The 20967-nt window shown below is 41.5% G+C and carries 15 protein-coding genes; 5 read left to right on the top strand and 10 right to left on the bottom strand.

The window, feature by feature from the left end:
• Positions 1–21: 21 nt before the first annotated feature.
• On the bottom strand, positions 22–1209 hold the full coding sequence (locus tag NMK93_RS17825) for a PLP-dependent aspartate aminotransferase family protein (protein WP_254528857.1): 1188 nt from the start codon (positions 1207–1209) through the stop codon (positions 22–24).
• A gap of 113 nt (positions 1210–1322) precedes the next feature.
• On the opposite strand from NMK93_RS17825, the gene NMK93_RS17820 reads away from it, so the two are divergent.
• Complete coding sequence (locus tag NMK93_RS17820) at positions 1323–3818, top strand: M14 metallopeptidase family protein (RefSeq protein WP_254528859.1); 2496 nt, start codon at positions 1323–1325, stop codon at positions 3816–3818.
• A 191-nt stretch (positions 3819–4009) separates the two neighbouring features.
• Here the strand turns inward: NMK93_RS17820 and mfd are convergent, their stop codons facing one another.
• Positions 4010–7345, bottom strand: a complete 3336-nt coding sequence (gene mfd, locus NMK93_RS17815; protein WP_254528861.1) for a transcription-repair coupling factor — start codon at positions 7343–7345, stop codon at positions 4010–4012.
• Positions 7346–7402: 57 nt separating this feature from the next.
• The gene (locus NMK93_RS17810; protein ID WP_254528863.1) at positions 7403–7957 is read right to left on the bottom strand and encodes a hypothetical protein; all 555 of its coding nucleotides are present in this window, start codon (positions 7955–7957) and stop codon (positions 7403–7405) included.
• Between the two features lie 162 nt (positions 7958–8119).
• Between NMK93_RS17810 and NMK93_RS17805 the strand changes: the two genes are divergently transcribed.
• Both NMK93_RS17805 and NMK93_RS17800 read left to right on the top strand, forming a co-directional pair.
• The gene (locus NMK93_RS17805; protein WP_254528865.1) at positions 8120–8980 is read left to right on the top strand and encodes an AraC family transcriptional regulator; all 861 of its coding nucleotides are present in this window, start codon (positions 8120–8122) and stop codon (positions 8978–8980) included.
• Positions 8981–9105: 125 nt separating this feature from the next.
• Positions 9106–9408 (top strand): DUF983 domain-containing protein, encoded by a 303-nt coding sequence (locus NMK93_RS17800; RefSeq protein WP_308214535.1) that lies wholly within the window; start codon positions 9106–9108, stop codon positions 9406–9408.
• A 165-nt stretch (positions 9409–9573) separates the two neighbouring features.
• On the opposite strand, the gene galE is transcribed toward NMK93_RS17800, so the two are convergent.
• Together galE and NMK93_RS17790 are read right to left on the bottom strand one after the other, a co-directional pair.
• Positions 9574–10602 (bottom strand): UDP-glucose 4-epimerase GalE, encoded by a 1029-nt coding sequence (galE, locus tag NMK93_RS17795; protein ID WP_254528869.1) that lies wholly within the window; start codon positions 10600–10602, stop codon positions 9574–9576.
• A 29-nt stretch (positions 10603–10631) separates the two neighbouring features.
• Positions 10632–11579 carry a UDP-glucuronic acid decarboxylase family protein gene (locus NMK93_RS17790; protein ID WP_254528871.1) on the bottom strand — a complete coding sequence of 316 codons (948 nt, stop codon included), beginning with the start codon at positions 11577–11579 and terminating at the stop codon, positions 10632–10634.
• A 56-nt stretch (positions 11580–11635) separates the two neighbouring features.
• On the opposite strand from NMK93_RS17790, the gene NMK93_RS17785 reads away from it, so the two are divergent.
• Positions 11636–12883 carry a glycosyltransferase N-terminal domain-containing protein gene (locus NMK93_RS17785; protein WP_308214536.1) on the top strand — a complete coding sequence of 416 codons (1248 nt, stop codon included), beginning with the start codon at positions 11636–11638 and terminating at the stop codon, positions 12881–12883.
• Positions 12884–12894: 11 nt separating this feature from the next.
• On the opposite strand, the gene NMK93_RS17780 is transcribed toward NMK93_RS17785, so the two are convergent.
• From NMK93_RS17780 to NMK93_RS17760, 5 genes are all read right to left on the bottom strand, one after another.
• Positions 12895–13944 (bottom strand): ThuA domain-containing protein, encoded by a 1050-nt coding sequence (locus tag NMK93_RS17780; protein ID WP_254528873.1) that lies wholly within the window; start codon positions 13942–13944, stop codon positions 12895–12897.
• Between the two features lie 23 nt (positions 13945–13967).
• On the bottom strand, positions 13968–15227 hold the full coding sequence (locus tag NMK93_RS17775; protein ID WP_254528875.1) for a sugar MFS transporter: 1260 nt from the start codon (positions 15225–15227) through the stop codon (positions 13968–13970).
• A gap of 61 nt (positions 15228–15288) precedes the next feature.
• Positions 15289–16143 carry a sugar phosphate isomerase/epimerase gene (locus tag NMK93_RS17770; RefSeq protein WP_254528877.1) on the bottom strand — a complete coding sequence of 285 codons (855 nt, stop codon included), beginning with the start codon at positions 16141–16143 and terminating at the stop codon, positions 15289–15291.
• A gap of 28 nt (positions 16144–16171) precedes the next feature.
• Positions 16172–17233, bottom strand: coding sequence for a cytochrome c (locus NMK93_RS17765; RefSeq protein ID WP_254528879.1), 1062 nt, complete (start codon positions 17231–17233; stop codon positions 16172–16174).
• Positions 17234–17375: 142 nt separating this feature from the next.
• Complete coding sequence (locus tag NMK93_RS17760) at positions 17376–19253, bottom strand: PVC-type heme-binding CxxCH protein (RefSeq protein ID WP_254528881.1); 1878 nt, start codon at positions 19251–19253, stop codon at positions 17376–17378.
• Between the two features lie 1027 nt (positions 19254–20280).
• Between NMK93_RS17760 and NMK93_RS17755 the strand changes: the two genes are divergently transcribed.
• A complete protein-coding gene (locus NMK93_RS17755; protein ID WP_254528883.1) occupies positions 20281–20949 on the top strand; it encodes a hypothetical protein in 669 nt (222 codons plus the stop codon).
• Positions 20950–20967: the final 18 nt, after the last annotated feature.

Genomic DNA, 20967 nt, shown 5'->3' with positions numbered 1-20967 from the left:
AGCGGGTTTTGCCCGCTTCTTCTATTTGATATCCTCGAGTGCATGTTCAAAATCTGCAATCAGATCATCGATATGTTCTATTCCTACAGAAATTCGAAGCATGCCATTGCTTATTCCGGAAACTGATTTTTGTGTTTTATCATGATGTGAACCCCACATGCTGGCCGGGTGGACCACCAAGGATTCCACGCCGCCCAAACTGGCCGCATTGGCAAATACCTCCAATTTGTTTATTGCCGATTGCGCATTTTTATAGGCCTCGTCCTCATTAGCCCCCACAACTTCTATACAGAGCATGCCCGTTCCACCGCGCATCTGCTTTTTGACCAAATCATACTGGGGATGCGAAGGAAGCCCCACATATCCGGTATGTTTTATGGCCGGGTGGTTTTCAAAGTATTCAGCCAAAGCCAAGGCATTGCTATTTATCTGTTTTACGCGCATGGATAGCGTCTTAAGGCCTCTCAAGAGTAACCAAGAGTCGAAAGGACTCAGGGATCCCCCAAGCATCAAGGACCTTTTCCAGACCCTTTCAATAAAGGATTTGCTTCCACAGACCACTCCTGCAGTAAGGTCACTGTGGCCTCCCAAATATTTGGTCGCTGAATGAACCACGACATCAATTCCAAACTCCGTAGGCGTTTGATTGATGGGTGAGGCAAAGGTATTGTCAGCCATCGTGGTCAGCTGATGCTTCTTCCCTAAATAAGCGATAAACTTCAGATCGGTGACATCTAAGTTCGGATTCGAAGGGGTTTCAACGTAGATTAATATTGTGTTCGCTTGGATTGCCTTTTCGAAGGCTGTATTGTCTTTCTGGTCCACATGGGTTACTTCCACTCCATATTCGGTCAAGAAGTCCTTAAAAAAGAGCATAGCGCCAGAATATAATGAGTTTTGGGTTACAACATGATCTCCTGACTTGACCACCGATAAAATGGCCGTGCTGATAGCCGCCATCCCAGTTGCCAAAACCAAGGCATCTTCCGTCTTCTCCAAACTTGCCACAATGGCCGCTGCTTGGGAGTTGGTTGGATTGCCATGTCGATGATAAAAATTAGGGTTCTTCGTTTCTGTAGCAGAAATGATATAATTCTTCAAATCTTCATCTGCAAAATAGGTAGATGTCTGATAAATGGGTGTTACAACAGCTTTACTGCTGTTAAATTCCTGGCCTTTATGGATGAGGTCGGTTTCTAAATGAGCCATAGTAGGTTGGGTTTAAAAAATAAAGGACTGAAAATTAAAAAAATAACTTGTAAATACTTAATTTCAGCAACGAATTATTTTAAATTATTAAATCCTAATTAACCTCAAATACTATGAAAAAAATACTGGCCGTCCTGGCTTGTTTTATTTCCACACTTTCTTTTGCGCAAATCAAATCTCCCGCCGAATACCTAGGCTATCAAGTGGGAACAAAAGTGACGCCGCATTGGAAGGTTTTGGAATATTATCAGTATGTGGCAGATCAGGTTCCAAATCAAGTAAAAGTGGAATCTTATGGTGAAACACCTGAAGGTAGACCTTTAAAGGTTTTCTATATTTCCTCTGCCCAAAACATCGGAAACCTTGAAAACATCCGAACAAACAACCTTAAGCTTGCCCATGCCATCCAAGGCGAAGGCAGCAGCAGTTCCCCAGCCATTGTCTGGATCAGCAATAACATCCATGGCAATGAAACTTCATCGATCGAAGCTTCCATGATGACCCTGTTTGAATTGGTAAATCCAAAAAACAGCAAGACCAAAGGTTGGTTAGACAATACCTTGGTCATCATAGACCCATGTTTGAACCCAGACGGTACTGAACGTTATAACAATTGGTACAATGGTACCGTAGGCATCAAGTACAATCCTGAAATCTATGCTAGAGAGCATCGCGAACCATGGCCAGGCGGTCGATATAATCATTATTATTTCGATATGAACCGCGACTGGGCATGGCAAACACAAAAGGAAAGTACATTCCGTGCGGCGATCTACAACAAATGGTTGCCACATATCCATGCCGATTTCCATGAGCAGGGGATCAACTCACCGTATTATTTCCCGCCAGCTGCAGAACCTTTCCACGAGGTGATTACGCCTTGGCAACGTGAGTTTCAAACGACCATTGGTAAACATAATGCAAAGTATTTTGATTCCAAAGGCTGGTTATACTTCACTAAGGAGCGTTTTGACTTGTTTTACCCTTCCTATGGCGATACTTATCCCATCTATTCCGGAGCTATCGGTATGACCTTTGAAAAAGCCGGTAATGGATCTGCAGGTTTGGGAGTCTATACCGATGAAAAGGATACCCTGACTTTGGTGGACCGAGCTATCCAGCATCATGCCTCAGGCATGAACATCGTAGAAGTGGTTTCCCAGAATGCTGCAAAGGTCGTTTCTGAATTCAAGAAATTCGGAGATGATGCTGCTGCCGGTAAACTGTCTTCATATCAAACCTATGTGATCAAGTACGACTCTTCCCGAGATAAAACCATGCGTGCATTAATAGAACTGTTGGACAAGAATAAAATCAATTATTATTCGTCCTCAGGTTCTGTAAAGGGCTTTGATTATTTCAGCAAAAAAGAACAGAACCATAGTCTGAGCGAAAAGGACTTGGTTATCCCGGGCAATCAATCCAAAGCTGCATTGATACGCGTGCTGTTTGAACCGGAAGCGAAATTGACGGATTCCATCACCTACGATATTACCGCTTGGTCCTTACCTTATGTCTATGGCCTTCCAGCTATGGCATCCCAAGCAAAAATAAGCAACCTTAATCCGTATCAACTGGAAACCATCAGCAACAGCGTGGGTTCCAATTTTGGTTATGCGGTAAAATGGGATGGCTTCTCATCTGCCAAATTATTGGCGGCATTGTTACGCCATAAGATCACGGTTAAAGTTTCCGATCAGAGCTTCAAGATTGGTTCCGATGAATTTCCAAAAGGATCACTTTTGGTAATGAAAAATGGCAATAAACAGGCGAATGTAGAAAAGATCCTAAAGGAAGAAGCAGATAAGCTACAAGTGAGGATGTATGCTTTCCAATCTGGAATCGTAGAAGGCGGAAAAGATTTGGGAAGTTCCGATGTGAAGACCATCAAGGCTCCAAAGGTGATGATGATGGCAGGTGAAGGCCTTAGAGCGACCAATGTGGGCGAGGTGTGGCATTTCTTCGATCAACAATTACAGTATCCAATAATCCTGATCAATCCTACTGATTTTGCAAGAGTAGATTGGGATGAAGTCGATGTCTTCATCATGCCGAATGGCAATTATTCTTTCCTAAAAGATAAAGCGCAGAGCGAGGAATTTGCAACCTGGATCAGAAAAGGAGGAAAGGTCATTGCATTGGAAAGTGCCGTAAGTCAATTGGCTGCCCAACCTTGGTCTGAATTGAAAACGGTAAAACAAGATACCTCTGCAAAAGCAAAACTTAACCCATTGAAGAAATATGGAGACCGTGAAAGAGGTGCAATGGAAAATTATACCTCTGGAGCCATATTCAAACTGACTTTTGACAACTCACATCCTTTGATGTTCGGTATTAAAGATTACTTCACCCTGAAACAGGATGACAATCTCTTTCAATATTTTGAACAGGGCAAAGGTTGGAATGTGGGCTATATCACTGAAAACTCTAAGATGAGCGGCTTTGTCGGTCATAACCTCAATAAGAAGCTTAAGAATGGAATGGTCTTCGCGACCCAGAACCTTGGTAGAGGTTCTGTCATCTATTTGACGGACAATGTATTGTTCCGTAACTTTTGGGAAAGCGGAAAGCTGGTCATGGCCAATGCAACTTTCTTAACGGTTGAGTAAAAAATACCCAATGTCGGGGATTGTATCATGTCCTAATGTGATTTACTTTTGGGTAACCACATTAGGACATTTTATGAATTCGCATTCAAAAAGAAAATCAAAAAGGAAGGATAGATTAATACCCCTATTAAAATTCATTGCTGGATACTTTGTATTCCTGTATAGGATAGCTATTCGCCCTTAAGGCAATATTATCGCATCTGTTTCAACAATTCAATAGCATATTCAATACTGTTTACATTATTGATTGCTATACGCAATTGGCCTTTGACCTCCTTCATATTGGAGTTGCTGGCATGTTGCTGCACAAAGCCCAAAACCTTTCCAAAACTGTCCGATTGGTAATAACTTGATTTCGGATTGTTTACAAAATAGCCCTTCAGCACATGTTTTTTATAGGATATTTTCTCCAAACCAATTTCCTTACCCAACCATTGTAATCTAAGGGTATTAAACAGTTCAAAGACCGGCTCAGGTATTGGACCGAATCGGTCAATCAGTTCCTTCTCAAATTTCTGTAACTGCCCTTCATCCTTCAACTTCGATATATCGTTGTACAGATTGTATCGTTCAGATACGTTGGTCACATATTCATCAGGAATCATGACTTCCAGATCGGTATCTATCTGCGTGAAGCTCACATATTTTCTGTTTTCCTCATCTGCAAACAGTTCACCGAACTCATCATCCTTCAATTCCTGCACGGCTTCATCCAAGATCTTGTTGTACATTTCAAAACCGATCTCCGCGATGAATCCCGACTGTTCAGCACCTAGCAGGTTACCGGAACCACGAATATCCAAATCACGCATGGCAACATTGAAGCCCGAACCCAATTCGGAGAACTCTTCAATAGCTGATAATCGTTTGTAAGCTTCGCTGGTCAGGGTAGACAGCGGTGGACTCAGAAGATAACAGAAGGCCTTCTTATTTGACCTCCCTACACGACCACGCATCTGGTGAAGGTCACTCAAACCAAACATATGGGCCTGATTGATTATAATGGTATTGGCATTAGGGATGTCCAAACCTGCTTCAATAATGGTCGTCGCAATCAACACATCGTATTCATGGTTGATGAACTTCAGCATTACATCTTCCAAGTCATCTCCTTCCAGTTGTCCATGGGCAATTCCAACCCGTGCACCTGGCACCAATTTACGGATCAGCATACCCAACTGCGGTAGATCCGCCACCCGATTATGGATGAAGAAAACCTGTCCGCCACGATCGATCTCGAAGCTTACTGACTCTTGGATCAAACTCTCGTTAAAGACATGTAATTCCGTTTGTACAGGTTGCCTGTTTGGCGGAGGGGTAGAGATAATGCTCAAATCCCGAGCTCCCATGAGGGAGAAGTGTAAGGTTCTCGGAATCGGCGTCGCTGTTAAGGTCAGGGAATCCACATTGGCCCGCATCACCTTTAACTTCTCTTTCACTGAAACGCCAAATTTTTGCTCCTCATCGATGATCATCAAGCCTAGATCCTTGAACTTAACATCCTTGCTTACCAAACGATGGGTACCAATAATGATATCTATTTTTCCTTCTTCTAATTTCTTAAGTGTCTCTTTGATCTGCTTGCTGGTTTTGAAACGATTGATATAATCAATGTTTGCCGGCATACCTTTCAATCTTTCAGAGAAAGTACGGTAATGTTGCAGCGCTAAGATGGTGGTTGGTACCAATACGGCAACTTGCTTGCTATCAGCTACCGCCTTAAAAGCTGCACGGATGGCAACTTCGGTCTTACCAAAACCTACGTCGCCACAGACCAACCTATCCATTGGATGCGGTGATTCCATGTCCTTTTTCAGGTCAGCAGTTGCCTTTTCCTGATCGGGAGTATCTTCATAGATAAAGGAGGCTTCCAATTCCCTTTGCAAATAGGTGTCCGGACTGAAAGCATTTCCCGTCTGGGCTTTACGCTTTGCATACAGCATGATCAAGTCTCGGGCTATATCCTTAACCTTTTTCTTGGTGGTCCTCTTAAGTTTCTCCCAAGCATCTGTTCCCAATTTATTCATCTTTGGAACTGTTCCTTCCTTACCAGAATACTTGGATATGCGGTTTAAGGAGTTGATGTTGACATACAGTAAATCATTGTCTGCATAGACCAGACGGATCATTTCCTGGCTCTTGCCATTTACATCTACCTTTTCCAGACCTGCGTATTTACCTACACCGTGGTCTATATGCGTAATGTAATCACCGGGCTTTAGTTCGCTCAATTCCTTCAGGGTGATTGCTTGCGAACGTTCATAGCCCTTTCTACGTTTATATTTATAGTAACGATCAAAGATCTGGTGGTCGGTATAACAGGCCACTTTCAGCTTATCATCCCTGAAGCCTTCCCTTAGTGCCTTGTAGATAGGGGTAAAGGTTACGGTCTTGTCAAGGTCGTCCAATATGGCATAGATGCGTTCGATCTGTTTGCTGGAATCTGAAAAAATGTAATTATGGATCGCATGTTTTTCATTTTCCTTGAAATTATGGATCAGCAGGTTGAAGTCCTTGTTGAATGAAGGTTGCGGATGTGTGTCAAAACTGAACTCTTCATCCGGTTTATAGAAAAATTGCTTCCCAAATTCTACCAATGCATACTCAAAGAGCATGGCATTGAAGTTTTTGTCATCGGTAAAGGTGAATCTCGGATCTACCCAGTCTGGGTTATCCTTGATGTCCTTTTCGGTCAATGCCTTCCAATATTTAGAAGCTTTTTTATATCCGTCCTGAATAATGTCCAATGTAAACTGAACATCCTTGATCCAGATGATGGAATCCTTCTCTATATATTCCAATAAAGAGATATGATTATTGCTCAGGAACTTTGCTTGAACATTTGGAACAATGGTTACTGAATTGATCTTATTTACGGAAAGTTGAGATTCAATCTCGAAGGTCCTGATACTATCGATTTCATCGCCAAAGAACTCAATCCGATAGGGGAGGTCATTTGAAAAGGAGAATATATCCACGATCCCACCACGGATAGCAAACTGTCCGGGCTCATAAACAAAATCAACGCGTTCAAAATCATATTCATAGAGGAACTCATTGATGAAATCAATGCTCAGTTTGGTTCCCACTCGTATTTCCAACGTGTTTTTCTCGAGATCCTGTTTGTTGATGACCTTTTCCGAAATCGCTTCAGGATAGGTCACCACAATTTTTGGTAATTCAGAATTGCGGTTCAGTGAACTCAGCGTTTCTGCACGTTGCAGCACATTGGCGCTATCCAAGATGGTGAAATCAAAGGCCTTCCTGTAAGATGCAGGAAAGAACAGGATTTGATTATCAAATAAACTTTCCAGGTCACTCAAGAAATAGGATGCCTCTTCATGTGTCGGTAGAATAAAAACATTCAATCGCTTTTCTATCTGATAGCTTGCCGCAGCCAGCATAGCATCTGCCGACCCTACTAATCCCTTGACATGGATCTTCGGTTTGCCGTTCTGGATACTGCTTGTAAATCGCTTGACTTGTTCGGATAGGATGTATTTATCTAATATTTCTTGGATGTTCACGCTAGTATATTTTTGCAAATTTACAAAAATGCTTGGGTAATAGGAATGAATATCAACCTACAAGCTCTGATCGAGCTTATGCTGTGCAGCAAAATCAAGCACATATTCCATTTGCTCTTTCAGGTCAAATTGTAAATCCTCATGGAGATTGTCGAATATCTTTACGGCATTTTTTATCCTCGCACTGACATAACTCTGTAATTTGAAAGCAGGGGATAATGCCGATGGACCAAATAGGGAGGGATACCGGTCAAAGGCCTCCTGTAAAATCAAAAGCCTACATTCAACCACTGAAAACTTATCCTTCGTAATTTTTTCATGTTCATTGATCATCCCACTCGCCTGGCGTAAGGTGCTGTTTAACCCTTTGTAATTGGAATACATGGGCAAGTTTTTTACCTTATTGCTATTGATCTCAAATAGGGATTCTAAGGCATTCTTCAGATCAAAAATACGATCCTCCAGATCTGCTTCATCCTCCAAAAGCTCATAGTGCAATTGTTTCAAAAGCATCTTATCCTTATTGATTAACCTGACCAATAACTTGTCTTTTTCCTTTGCTGGTAGATTTAAAACCGCTTCCTTGAGTTCCTGATCCTTGTGTAATGACATAAATAAAGATAATTAATATTACAATTAATACCATTTTAATCTATATCAATGGTATTAATTCTCCCGTTTTTAAGGGTAAAATTAATTCAATAAGTAAATAACACCATTGATGACTGTTTTTATACCATTATCCATGGTAGTTATTGGTTACCTTTGTATTGTATGGGCAAGATACCTGTTTTAGAGCAATGTACAGTATCCTACAAGGAGGATAAAAACTTTTTGGCAGACCGTCTGGAGGTGTACCTAGGCAAAAATAATAACCTAGTTTTTCCACATCGACACAATTTCTACCAGATGTTGTTATTCCTATCGGGAGAGGGCATGCATGAAATTGATTTCAAGCAGTACCCCATTGAAAGGGGTCAGGTGTACTTTATGGGGCCAGGTCAGGTGCATTCATGGATGTTCGAAGGGAAAATGACTGGTTATATCGTCAATTTCGATATCGACTATTTCAAATCCCTGTTGATCCAGCCTGATTATGTAGAAAATCTAGATTTGTTTTCTTCCTTGAACGAGGGGGTATTCACACTAGAAGAATATCAGGTCCGCGAAATCTCTGGTCTGTTCGATCAATTGATAGAACTGAGCAGTCTACCTGTAGCAAAAGATCTTAAGCGTTCTTTACTGCTTTATATCCTGCTGAGGTTTGATCAAGCATATATCCCTAATTTCCCAGCAAAGAGCATCGACTATCATTTGGTGCTGATCAAGAATTTTATTTCTTTGGTCGACCAGAATTTTAAAGAGCTCCATTTACCGAAGGAATATGCAGAGTTATTGTTTGTAACTCCAAATCACCTCAATTCGGTATGTAAGGAATACTTGGGGACGCAGGCAGGGGAAGTGATCCGGAACAGGATCATGCTAGAAGCCAAACGCTTGCTGATCTTGCCAGACTGGACCATCTCACAGGTGGCCTATGAGTTGAGTTTTAACGATAATTCATATTTCACAAAATTTTTTAAAAAAGTAGAGGGTAAGACCCCCGAAGAATTCAGAAAATCACAATGGACGTAAATATCAATATGGAAACAAAATATACCATACCTTCCGAATTAAATAGTGCAATAGATGGAAAGTGCCCAAGATGTAGAACAGGTAATATGTTCGCAGCACCTCTTTTGAGTTTTAAATCCAAGCGAATGTTGGAAAGATGCCCAGCATGTGATTTGAAATTTGAAAAAGAACCTGGCTATTTCTATGTTGCCATGTATGTCAGTTACGCACTCAGTGTTGCCGAATTGGTAACAGCATGTGTATTGACCTATTTCCTGTCGGGTAATTTGGAAAGCCCTTGGCTATATGTCATCGTTGCCCTAGCTGTAACATTGATCATGGCACCATTCAACAACCGATACTCCAGAATCATCCTTTTATACTTGATGACTCCTTCCTTCAAATTCAACCCTAAAATCTTCCAAAGGGTGAAAGATGAGGGGAAATAGCATAATTCCATAAAAAAGCGGGCTCTTGTATTTCAAAAGCCCGCTTTTTTATGGGGTAGATGTGAGATTTGAGATATGAGTATTGAGATAGAAAGGCCGTTAGCATATTTAATAGTCATGAGATAAGAGATTTAATATCTCACATCTCATATCTCAAATCCCCTTTTACTTAATCGGATTCTCTTTCAAATATTTTTCCCATTCCCAAGCAGAGGACATCATCTCGTCGATCCCTAACTCGGCTTTCCAACCTAGTTCTTTTGTGGATTTAGTAACATCGCCCCAAACTTTTACGATATCACCTTCACGGCGAGGGCCAACCTCGAAGCTAAGTGGCTGTCCGGATGCTTTTTCGAATGCTTTGATGGCTTCTAATACCGAATAACCATTACCTGTTCCGATGTTGAAAACGTCGTAGTTGCCATTAGGGTTACCTTTTTCCAATAATTTGATGGCTGCAACGTGAGCTTTCGCTAAATCTACCACATGGATATAGTCGCGAACCGCTGACCCATCCGGTGTTTCATAATCATTACCAAATACGGTCAATTTCTCTCTCTTGCCAATTGCTGTTTGTGTGATAAAAGGCAATAAGTTCTGAGGGACACCGATTGGCAATTCACCGATTAGGGCAGAACTATGCGCTCCAACTGGATTGAAGTAACGAAGAGCAACAAATTGATAGTTTGGAGCAGCTTTCGCAGTTTCCTCTAAGATTTCTTCTGCGATCTGTTTCGTATTCCCGTACGGCGAAGTCGCTTTCTTTACAGGAGCACTTTCCGTCACTGGAAGAGTATCTGGTTCTCCATAAACTGTACAGCTCGATGAGAATACGAAATTGATCGGTTTCTCACGGTAAGCTTCTAGTAAATTGATTAAGGAGAAGAAGTTGTTATGATAGTATTTTAATGGGTTCTGAACAGATTCACCAACTGCTTTTGATGCTGCAAAATGAATAATACCCGTGATATCAGGATTTGCCTTTACAAATTCGTTTACTTTTTCCGTATCACAAAGGTCAAATTGATGGAATTCTGGTTTAACACCAATGATTTTTTCAATTTGCTCTAAGATCTTGATATTGGAATTTGAAAGATTGTCAACTAAAACAGGCGTATATCCAGCATTGTGCAATTCGACTACGGTGTGTGATCCAATGAATCCGGTTCCTCCGGTGACAAGTATTTTACTCATTTTATTTACAATTATATAGTTGCGTGTTCTTAAAATAATGTTCTATAGTATTCGATTGTTTTTTCAAGTCCTTCTTTTCTTCCGATTTTTGGCTCCCACTGAAGGATCTCTCTAGCCTTGCTAATATCGGGCCGTCTTTTCTTCGGGTCGTCAATAGGAAGTGGTTCAAAGATGATCTTGGACTTACTGTTCGTTAGGGCTATGATCTCATTTGCCATGTCGATCAAGGTCATTTCATCTGGATTACCGATGTTGATCGGTAAATGGTAATCGCTGAAAAGTAATTTACAGATACCTTCAACCTGATCCGAAACATAAATAAAGGATCTCGTCTGTTTGCCATCTCCAAAAACCGTTACATCCTTGTTCTGTAAAGCTTGGGAGATAAAAGTCGGCAAAGCGCGTCCATCTTCTAGCCTCATCCTGGGACCAAAGGTGTTAAAGATCCTGGCGATTCGAGTTTCCAATCCATGGAAATTATGGTAGGCCATGGTCATGGCCTCTTGGAAACGCTTGGCCTCATCATAAACCCCTCTTGGACCTACTGGATTTACATTTCCCCAATATTCTTCATTCTGCGGAGATACCAAGGGATCACCGTAGACTTCAGAGGTCGAGGCGACCAAGATCCGCGCTAGTTTGCTCTTTGCCAACCCCAATAGGTTATGGGTTCCCAATGAACCTACTTTTAGGGTCTGTATGGGAATCTTCAGATAATCAATGGGACTCGCTGGCGAGGCAAAATGTAAGATATAATGTAATTCTCCAGGTACATGGACAAACTTGGAAACATCATGATGGTAGAACTCAAAATTGGACAGATGGAAAAGATGTTCAATATTGCGAAGATCTCCAGTCACGAGGTTGTCCATTCCGATGACATGAAAGCCCTGATCAATAAAATGGTCGCAAAGATGGGATCCTAAGAATCCAGCTGCTCCTGTTATTAATATTCGTTTGCGCTTGTTTTCTTGCACAATAGTGAATTTGAAAAGGTTTAAATATCTTTGACGAAGATAAGTAATATTTTAACATGATGCGTTTTCTTTACGACCTGGGGATTTTAATTTATGGCTTGCTTCTTCGCATTTTTGCCTTGTTCAATACAAAGGCGAAGTTGCTGTCTGATGGTCGTAGAGGATTGATGCAGCATATAGAACAATCGGTTGAAAAAGGGCAGGAATACATTTGGTTTCACTTTGCTTCCTTGGGAGAATTTGAACAGGGTCGATCCGTCATGGAACAAATTAAATTGCGCTATCCTAAGGAAAAAATAATTGTAACATTTTTTTCCCCATCCGGTTATGAGATCCGCAAAAATACGCCATTGGCAGATCATGTATTTTATCTTCCCGCAGATACGGCTAGGAATGCTCGTCGCTTTCTAGATATAATTAATCCGAAGTTGGCCATTTTCACTAAGTATGAGTATTGGTACCATTACTTCAGGGAACTTGATAAAAGGAATATCAGGTTGTTGATGATATCGGCCATATTCAGGGAAAATCAAGTTTTCTTTAAGCAATATGGAGGGTTCTTCAGGGCCATTCTCAAAAAGGTTTCCTATTTTTTTACCCAGAATACCGAGAGTGTGAATATGCTAAAATGGATTGGTATCACGAAAGCAGGATTGGCAGGCGATACTCGATTTGATAGGGTAGTGGAGTTGCCAAAAGAACATAAGGATATTCCTGAAGCTCATATTTTCGCAGGGAATGAAGATATATTGGTAGCCGGAAGTACCTGGCCAGCTGATGAAGCACTCTTAAAAACTTTGCTGGAAAACAATAAGGATTTGAAGGCGATTATTGCGCCACATGAAATCCATCAGGATCATATTGATGCCATGATGAAGTTATTTCCGCATGCCCTGCTGTTCTCAAAATTCTATACCTATACGGATCAACAGATTGCCTCATCCCGACAGCTGATCATTGATAATATCGGTATGTTATCCTCTTTGTACCATTACGGTCGAATTGCATACATTGGTGGCGGCTTTGGTGCCGGAATCCATAATACGCTAGAAGCTGCAACCTATGGTATGCCCGTAATCTTTGGACCAAAGTATGAGAAGTTTCAGGAAGCAGTCGACCTCATGGAAATAGGGGCAGGATTCTCTATTTCAAATGAACAGGAATTGCTGGAAGTCTATAGTGCATTGTGCATCACTGAAAAGCTGGTGCAAGCCAGCATTGCTGCCAAAAACTATGTTCAACAACGGTCTGGTGCTACCCAAATCATTATGAAATACCTGGAAACTGAAAAGTTATTGGGTTAATCGGATCTGTCCTATTGGTAATCTTTTGGATATTTCCCTTTTATATGGGTACCGAAACCAAACATAATCGGCTTAAAATCACCTACAGGATCCACATTTGAATCTGCCTTGATTTCATTTTCCAAACCAACTGCCCAATAAGAAGCATTTACGATCAATCGTCTTAGGTTTTTATCCAATAGATCAATGGAAGATCCCATTGTGGTAGTGAATACCTTACCTTTCTTACCGCCAGGGATTTGGTAATCCTTTGTCCAAGCGACAGGCATGATTGATTTTTTTCTGTTGACAGGGCTATCTGCGGTCATTCCCAAGGTAGGCTGACCGAATACAAGGATTTCCGACTGTTTTAAGTTGTTTTTGATGCCATACACATCGGAAGGCACCCAAATATCCTCAACTCCTAACAGGATTGGGTTTTTGGCATTCACTTGAAGTCCATTTACCAAACCCAATGATCCTTCTGTACCATGGTCTCCATGGTGATTGATCCATGTTTCACCTAAAACAAATCCGCCAAAACCGCCTTTCCATTCACCTTCTTGGTTGCTATAACCATAGTGTTTATAGGCACTTTTTGATTCTTTGCCGAAATTGAAGGCATGGGTTGCAGTACGTAAGCCAATAACTGGTTTTCCTGCTTTAAGAAAATTGTCCACATGTTTCATCTGCTCATCCGGCAGTTCTCTAAATCGACTTGCAATGATCATCAAATCTGCATTTTGCAGATTCTCTAATCCTGGGATATTCTTTTGGTATTCAGGATCTATCTGTTTCGTCTCTGGGTTAATGGCAAAGAGCACGAAAGTTTCAAACCCATGCTTTTGAGTTAGGATTTTCGCCAGCATGGGTAAGCTTTCCTCAGAACGGTATTCTTCATCGCCAGAAATCAGCACCACTTTCTTGCCCTTGGCTTGCGCCTTTTCAGGTGTAAAGTGTAACCAATTATTTTGCTGGGCAACACAGTTGCTAAGACCCAAACTGATCAATAGAAAGGCTATCAATACCAGTTTATTGGTCCAAAATGAAAGAATAGAGGTGGTTCTGAGTTGATGTTTCATTATTTCTTTTGAGTATTGTTGAATTAAATGGTCTCTACTTGCGCATCAGATGTTCCTTCTTCAGTTTCCTGATGACCTTTATAGGTTCTCTTTTGCCAGAAATGGAAGAATAGGAACAGGACAATTAATATAGCTGGGAAAATTGCCAATTTAGCTAAAGTCACCTGACCTACGACCAAATCTAGGTTTTCTATCACTTCGCCGGATTGTTGTACGGCAGCTTTAGAATCATCAATCCAACGTCCAATGATTGGTTGGAAGATGGAAGTTGAGAACATCCCTACACCACCGATTACCGACATACCGATCGCACCGCTCAATGGTACACGCTGCGCTGTTGTTGCAATCATGGTAGGCCAGAAGTAACATACTCCGATGGCAAATAAAATGGCTGCTACGTATACCATTCCTCCTGTCGCAACAGAGAATAGGTAAACTCCAATGGTGGCAAAGATGGCTCCACCAAGCAATACGCCCGTTTGGCCCAAAGCTTTGACTACTGGACCGGCAAAGAACCTTCCTACAGCCATTAAACCCGTTACCAAGGCCAAAACTAACATTGGACTGGCACCGCTATTTGCCATAATAATTCCTACCCATTGCTGTGGTCCGAATTCAGAGATAGCCGTTAATGCCATACAGCAGAATAAGAATATAAAGGTCAGCGAGAACATGGCTTTCACATTATTGGAAAGTGAAGTTGCGCTTTCTTCTTTTGGTCTTGGAAAAACTTTTCCGTAAAAAATAATAGCGTATAAAATAGTTGGGATCATGATAATCCACATTTGAGTTTGCCAAGTTGCACCCATTTTTGTCATGGCCAAGGAAATCAAACTACCCAATACAATTCCTCCTGGGAACCACATATGGAACCTGTTCAACATCTTGTCCATTTTCTTGCCTGAATATAGATCCGCAATCAATGGATTACAGGCGGCTTCTGTACAGCCGTTACCTAAACCAATAAATAATGTGGAGATCAATAAAGTGGAATACCCAGTTGCAAAGATGGTCAACAAAATCCCAAGGGTATGGGAAACAAACGCAAAGCGCATGATGTTGCTAGGTCCAATTTTGTAATAGAATATACCTCCAAGGATCATCGAGATCGGAAAGCCGAGAAACCACATGGAATTGATAAATCCCAGTTGTTCTGCAGATAAATTGAAGCTTTCGCCTAACTGAGGTAATATCCCAGCACGAATTGAAAAGGTAAGACCTGTAGTGATTAGGGCTAAACAGCTTCCTAAAAACAAGGCACTAGGGTTAACTTGTTTACTCATAATGTGGTTTATTTGTGGTTAAATTATTTTGTGTTGATTATAAATCAATCAACAAGATAACTTATTTTTTTTCAAAATTCGCTAGATTATTTTTGATAAAATGATAACCATGCTCAGCAATCTCCCATGGATCGGAGTATTCCCGCCAAACATTAATGGCATTCGCAAAATCTGGATCTGCCCTGGAAAAAGCCTCAATGGTGTACCAACCTGAATAATTAACTTCGTTCAACGTTTGAAAGACTTCATCCCAATGCACTAATCCCCGACCTGGTGTACCTCTGTCATTTTCGCTGATATGGACATGGGCTAAAACCGGAGCTATTTTCTGGATAGAATTTCGAACGCTCTTCTCCTCAATATTGGCATGATGGGTATCATACATGCCTTTTACATGGGGATGGTCGGTCAGGTTGATCAGATAAGCCAAATGATCAATACAGCTTGCCAAATAGTTTTCAAAGCGATTCACCGCTTCGGGAGTTAGGGTTATGCCAGCCTGCTGGGCATGGTCACCCGCTGCTCGCAAGGTTTCAGCAGCCCATTGGTATTCCTGGTCTGTAGGAGCCGCCCTTGAAAAATAACCATGGGCAGAGTGAAAGGGTCCGCATAAAATCGTCGAACCCATATCGTGTGCCCGATCAATTACCCACTTTATTCTATCTAATCCTCGACTTCTACTTGCCCTGTCCGTCGAGATGGGACTTTCATTTTCACCAAGTGTGGTAACCGCATTGACTTCCAAACCTAGGTCATGTGCATGTCTTGCCAATGCCTTATATTCTTCTTCATCCGGAGAACCTATAAAGACCTCAACACCATCATAACCTATTTTCTTCAAACGGTCTAAGATGGGAAATGCCTTTTCGGTAACTCCTGCTGTCCATGGTAAAATGTTGAATCCTATTTTGTTCATTCTCTATATTTCTTTTTTATAAGTTTTTTTACTTCTCTAATGGATGCTCTTTTAACAGCTCATCCGGTGTATAGAATCCCTTCTTGTCCTTAATGGACTCCCGGATTTCCTTCACTTTCGCAGCAGAGATTGGGTTAGCCTCATTTGTAAATGAATTTCTAACATAGGTCAGCACATCTGCAATTTCCTGATCGTTCAGCATCATGCCAAATGGAGTCATCGGTACCTGACCAGGATATTTTTTGCCGTTCACTTCAATTGGTCCTAAAAGACCATTTAAGGTCAATTTGATCAAGCGGTCTTCACTTCCTGTAACCCATTTACTTGCATTTAAAGGAGGGAAGCCAGAGGCATCCAATCCTTTGCCGTTCGGTTGATGACAGGTAACACAGAATCCTTCTTTTGCATAGATCACTGCACCTCGTCTGTATTGTTCCAATGCCGGACCGGTCAGCTTAGTTGCTGTTTTACTGGTTTCATTTTTCTCCTTAACCGATTTGTTGTTTAGATGAGCAACAGAAGTTAAGTATGCCGGTTTATTCCACTTATCTAGACTTGTGGTATCGATCGCATTCATCAGGTCTATTCCCTCATTAGGTGACAACCAAGAAGCCGCTGCAATCAACTCTAATTTTACACGTCCGTTTTCATCTTTTGTTGCCTTGGCCATTAGATCTTTATAATTTTTGATCTTATCGGTGTTATATCGGATGGCATGGATGGCAGCTGCTCTCGCATGATAATCATTTGATTCCAATAGCTTTTGGACCAGGTCTGCATTGATCTTATTGGCTCCCCAAGTAACCCACATGGCTTCCAATAGATTGTGCAGGTACTTTGGATCTTTAGTATCCAACTTTTCAGCCCAAGCGATAGCTTTCTTAGCCACTTCATCATTATCACGCATCCTCAGTTCCGTACGTGTTCTGTAACGGGTCCTGATTTCCGGAAGTTTTAGGTTCTCAAGCAATTCATCAATGGATGCTCCATCAATCTTAGCAGGTTTTACCAATGGTCTGGATGGATAGGTAATCCTATAGATGCGACCATGAACATGGTCACGAAGGGGATCCCTTGCGTTGTGCTGCATATGTCCGATCAGCATATTATGCCAATCTACAATGTATAGAGAGCCATCCGGTGCTATTTCTGCATCTACAGGGCGGAAGTTCTTGTCATCTGACCAAAACAGGTCCTGCCTGTGTCTTGATTTGTAACCGGTACCATCATCCTCAAAAGGTATGCTGCTTGCCGCCTAAAAAGCCGATCGTATTGTTCAATAGGTAATCTCCTTGAACAGAGTCAGGGAAATGACTGGATGAAATAAATTCCAGACCTGAGGTAGGACGGACACGATGGTTTTCATCAACCAGAGAAAAAGATTTATCATTAGCTTCTCCATATCTTGGCTTCATACTTCCAGGCAACATCCATCTCACATCTGGACCGGAAGTTTCCAGATAGATCGTCTGGCCCCATTCGTCTGTAGCAATTCCCCAAGGATTTGGAATGGATACCTGCGCCACGCGTTCCAGTTTTTTGGTCTGCGGCGCATATCTGTAAAAACCGCCATTTACCCCACGTACTGGACCATATGAGGTTTCTACATTGGTATGTAGGAACACGCCTTCAGCCATTAAGATGGCTCCAGATGGATCCATGCTGTAGGCACTGTGGGCATGGTGCGTATCGTGATCATCAAAGCCACTTAAAATAACTTCTTTATGATCAGCTTTTCCATCATTGTCAGTGTCTTTCAATAAGACTAGATTCTTTCCTTGGGATAGGTAGACGCCTTCTGGAGCAAATTCAAATCCGATCGGTAGGTGTAAGTTGTCTGCAAAGACGGATTGTTTATCCGCTTTGCCATCACCATCGGTATCTTCAAGGATAATGATTTTGTCGTTAGGTTTTCCATCACCTGCTTTGTAATGGGGATAGCTCGGCATGGTTGCCACCCAAAGCCTTCCTTTGGAATCAAAGGAAATCTGAACAGGATTGGCCAAGTCAGGGAATTCCTTTTCCGATGCAAATAGATCGATCTTATAGCCAGGAGCGGTGTGGAATTTTGCCAATGCATCTTCTCCGTACAGATATCTAGAATTTGGATCCTGTCCAAAATCATAATTTGTTTTCACCTCCGGTAATTTCAGCGTATTCTTATCCATCGCCGCTAAATCATAGAATTCACCTTTAGCTGCTTTCCAGATGGCAGTATCGCGGATATAACCCATCTCGCGAAGTTTCTTGATCTCAAAAGGATAGTTTTCTGGACCAAAAGGATTAAAACGACGACCATAAGCATGTACGCCATTTGGAATCTTGAAGTCTTGGGTCCAGATCCAATCTTTCTCCAATACCGCTTTCTTGATCTCCGCTTTGTGGCTTGACGCTTTTCCTTCACCTTTGCCAAAAATGCTGCTCACCAAGTAATCAGCAAATTTCTCATAGGCTTTTTCTGAAAGCTGCGAGCCATCGATGGTTAAATAATCTGAGCTTTGCTCATACCATTTTTGGCTAATGTCAAAAACATCCAGGAATGGAACGTTTTTGTCCTTAGCCACCTGTTGCATTGCTGCAGCATAGAGCTGGATGTTCTTGTTGAATTCCTTGCCGTCAGGAAGGTCGAATTTATCGGTCAGGTCTTCGAATGCAATGGGAGAGATCAGGACCAAAGTGGTGCCCTTGCCACCATTGTAATCTTGACTTTTTGTATGGTCAATAAAGGCTGCAATTTCGCCTTTGAAATCTTCAATGCCCTCAGGTCCGCGGAAGGATTCATTATAGCCAAAGAATCCCAAGATCACATCAGGTTTCAGTTCGATCAGCCATTCATCTTCTGTAGGGAAGTGTCCTTCGCTGCCTGTATTGATGTCAAATTCTGGATTGAACTTTTCTGCGCCAGGGAATGCCCAAGGCGAGTTCCGAGACGGATGTGGTCTAAAGCCTGGCGTATTGCCCGGACTACAGATATTACGGATGAATAAATTATAATCAGGAAATCGTGTTTGCAGTTCAGTGTCAAAATCACCATATTCCATCATCCGCGAGCCCAGATTGTTCCCAACAAGTACGATACGGGAATCTTTTTGGATTTTTACTGGCTCCATCGTTGGCTTATGCGTACAACCGAATAGAACTAGAACCAAAGAGATTAAAATAAAATGCCTTAGACGGTTCATATTAATTTTTGTAGTGGTTTAGTTTAGATTTATAAGAACCGATTGCAAAGAATGTACGATTCTGGTTAACTCAAAGATAACTTTATAATTGATTGAGGGTATCCTGTACTGTCCTGTTATATGAAATTTTTACAAAGAAGGGGCGGGAAATGGTCTTGTGCTAAGGCTTTTTTGATCATGCTGATAGGCTTTGTTGCATTGGCGAACTGTTCCAGTTGAGGGTTTAGGGCGTTTTGCAATATCAATAAGTTAGGGATTTTTGTGTGTCATACTGAGGTTCATCCGAAGTATCTCGGAACAATGCAAACACCTAAAATTAAAAACATCATTAATAGCATTGGCGAACAGGTCTTCTATCGAAGATGGAGGATGACAGCAGGTTATGGGACATTGTCATACAGATTCTTCACGAATTGTTCAGAATCCAAATTTCCATAGAGGGATTCAGAACAAAGTGAAGAATCTATTTTTGTTTTTTTAGGATTGCTGTCATCCGGAATCGTAAGATGATGGAACCATTTTTTATTATTTTATGCCAATAAAGGGGATTTTCGGAAAAACATTCCAGCCCCGCTGGGGGTATCCAAAAAAGAATGGACAGTTCCGGGACCCTTCGGGAAACCCTCAGGGTGACACAGAAAGGATAAAGAAAAGATGTCACCCCTGCTGGGGGGTCCACGGAAATTATTTTGACCATGTTTTTTAGGTTTCATATTGACCTTATTCGAGACACATTCGGAATTTTCGCAATGTGTCTCGAATATGTCTCGAATGAGAGTCGGAGAGATGTCCAAGAATTTTGATGCATACATTACCAAATCGAAGAGCAAATCCTGACCATTTAGTATGATTTTATTGACCTTATCCGCTAATTTTGTTCTGATTCTGGTGGATAATAGAATAATATCATACCCCGAAATCAGCCTTAATAAAAAGTAAACCTTAATAAACCATCATGGAAATCGCAGAAATTCTTTTTGATAGTGCTTATCTCGTTGCGGTATTGACGATGGGGTTTATCCTTTTGATCCGGTCAAATGGCAGAGAACAGGTCAGGTTATTCGGAATTATGGCCCTGATACTAGGGCTTGGGGACTCCTTTCACTTGGTTCCCAGGATATATGCGCTGAGTACCGACGGACTGCAAAACCATCAAGCTGCATTAGGCTTTGGAACTTTTGTGGCCTCCATTTCCATGACTGTTTTTTATGTTATCCTATACCATATTGCAAAAATTCGATACTCCTTAAAAGATGGTTTCTTGACATTGTTGGTGTATGGTTTGGCAAGCATACGGATCTTGCTTTGCCTGTGTCCTGATAATAAATGGACCTCTGAAGCCCCATCGTTTTCATGGGAAATATATAGAAATATTCCTTTCTTGATGTTAGGGATAGTAATCATTATCCTATTTTGGAGGGAGGCAAGGAAGAATAAGGACAGGGTTTTGCGTTGGATGTGGTTGGCTATTGTGCTAAGCTTTGCCTTTTATATTCCGGTTGTCATTTGGTCAAGGACCTTTCCGAGTATTGGGGTATTGATGATCCCGAAGACGATTGCTTATGTTTGGATGGTTGTTATGGGAATGAACCTGTTAAAATCGGAAACGAGTTTTGAACAATAAGAAAGAAAGGGGCGATTG

Origin of the sequence: Sphingobacterium sp. LZ7M1 (assembly GCF_024296865.1) — a bacterium.
Lineage (GTDB): Bacteria > Bacteroidota > Bacteroidia > Sphingobacteriales > Sphingobacteriaceae > Sphingobacterium.
This window is presented reverse-complemented; position numbering and strand designations above follow the sequence as displayed.

Coding starts and splice junctions, on each gene's coding strand:
- NMK93_RS17825 (WP_254528857.1), bottom strand. CDS start 1,209: ATGGCTCATTTAGAAACCGACCTCATCCATAAAGGCCAGGAATTTAAC.
- NMK93_RS17820 (WP_254528859.1), top strand. CDS start 1,323: ATGAAAAAAATACTGGCCGTCCTGGCTTGTTTTATTTCCACACTTTCT.
- NMK93_RS17810 (WP_254528863.1), bottom strand. CDS start 7,957: ATGTCATTACACAAGGATCAGGAACTCAAGGAAGCGGTTTTAAATCTA.
- NMK93_RS17805 (WP_254528865.1), top strand. CDS start 8,120: ATGGGCAAGATACCTGTTTTAGAGCAATGTACAGTATCCTACAAGGAG.
- NMK93_RS17800 (WP_308214535.1), top strand. CDS start 9,106: ATGTTGGAAAGATGCCCAGCATGTGATTTGAAATTTGAAAAAGAACCT.
- galE (WP_254528869.1), bottom strand. CDS start 10,602: ATGAGTAAAATACTTGTCACCGGAGGAACCGGATTCATTGGATCACAC.
- NMK93_RS17785 (WP_308214536.1), top strand. CDS start 11,636: ATGATGCGTTTTCTTTACGACCTGGGGATTTTAATTTATGGCTTGCTT.
- NMK93_RS17780 (WP_254528873.1), bottom strand. CDS start 13,944: ATGAAACATCAACTCAGAACCACCTCTATTCTTTCATTTTGGACCAAT.
- NMK93_RS17775 (WP_254528875.1), bottom strand. CDS start 15,227: ATGAGTAAACAAGTTAACCCTAGTGCCTTGTTTTTAGGAAGCTGTTTA.
- NMK93_RS17770 (WP_254528877.1), bottom strand. CDS start 16,143: ATGAACAAAATAGGATTCAACATTTTACCATGGACAGCAGGAGTTACC.
- NMK93_RS17765 (WP_254528879.1), bottom strand. CDS start 17,233: ATGCAGCACAACGCAAGGGATCCCCTTCGTGACCATGTTCATGGTCGC.
- NMK93_RS17760 (WP_254528881.1), bottom strand. CDS start 19,253: ATGGAGCCAGTAAAAATCCAAAAAGATTCCCGTATCGTACTTGTTGGG.
- NMK93_RS17755 (WP_254528883.1), top strand. CDS start 20,281: ATGGAAATCGCAGAAATTCTTTTTGATAGTGCTTATCTCGTTGCGGTA.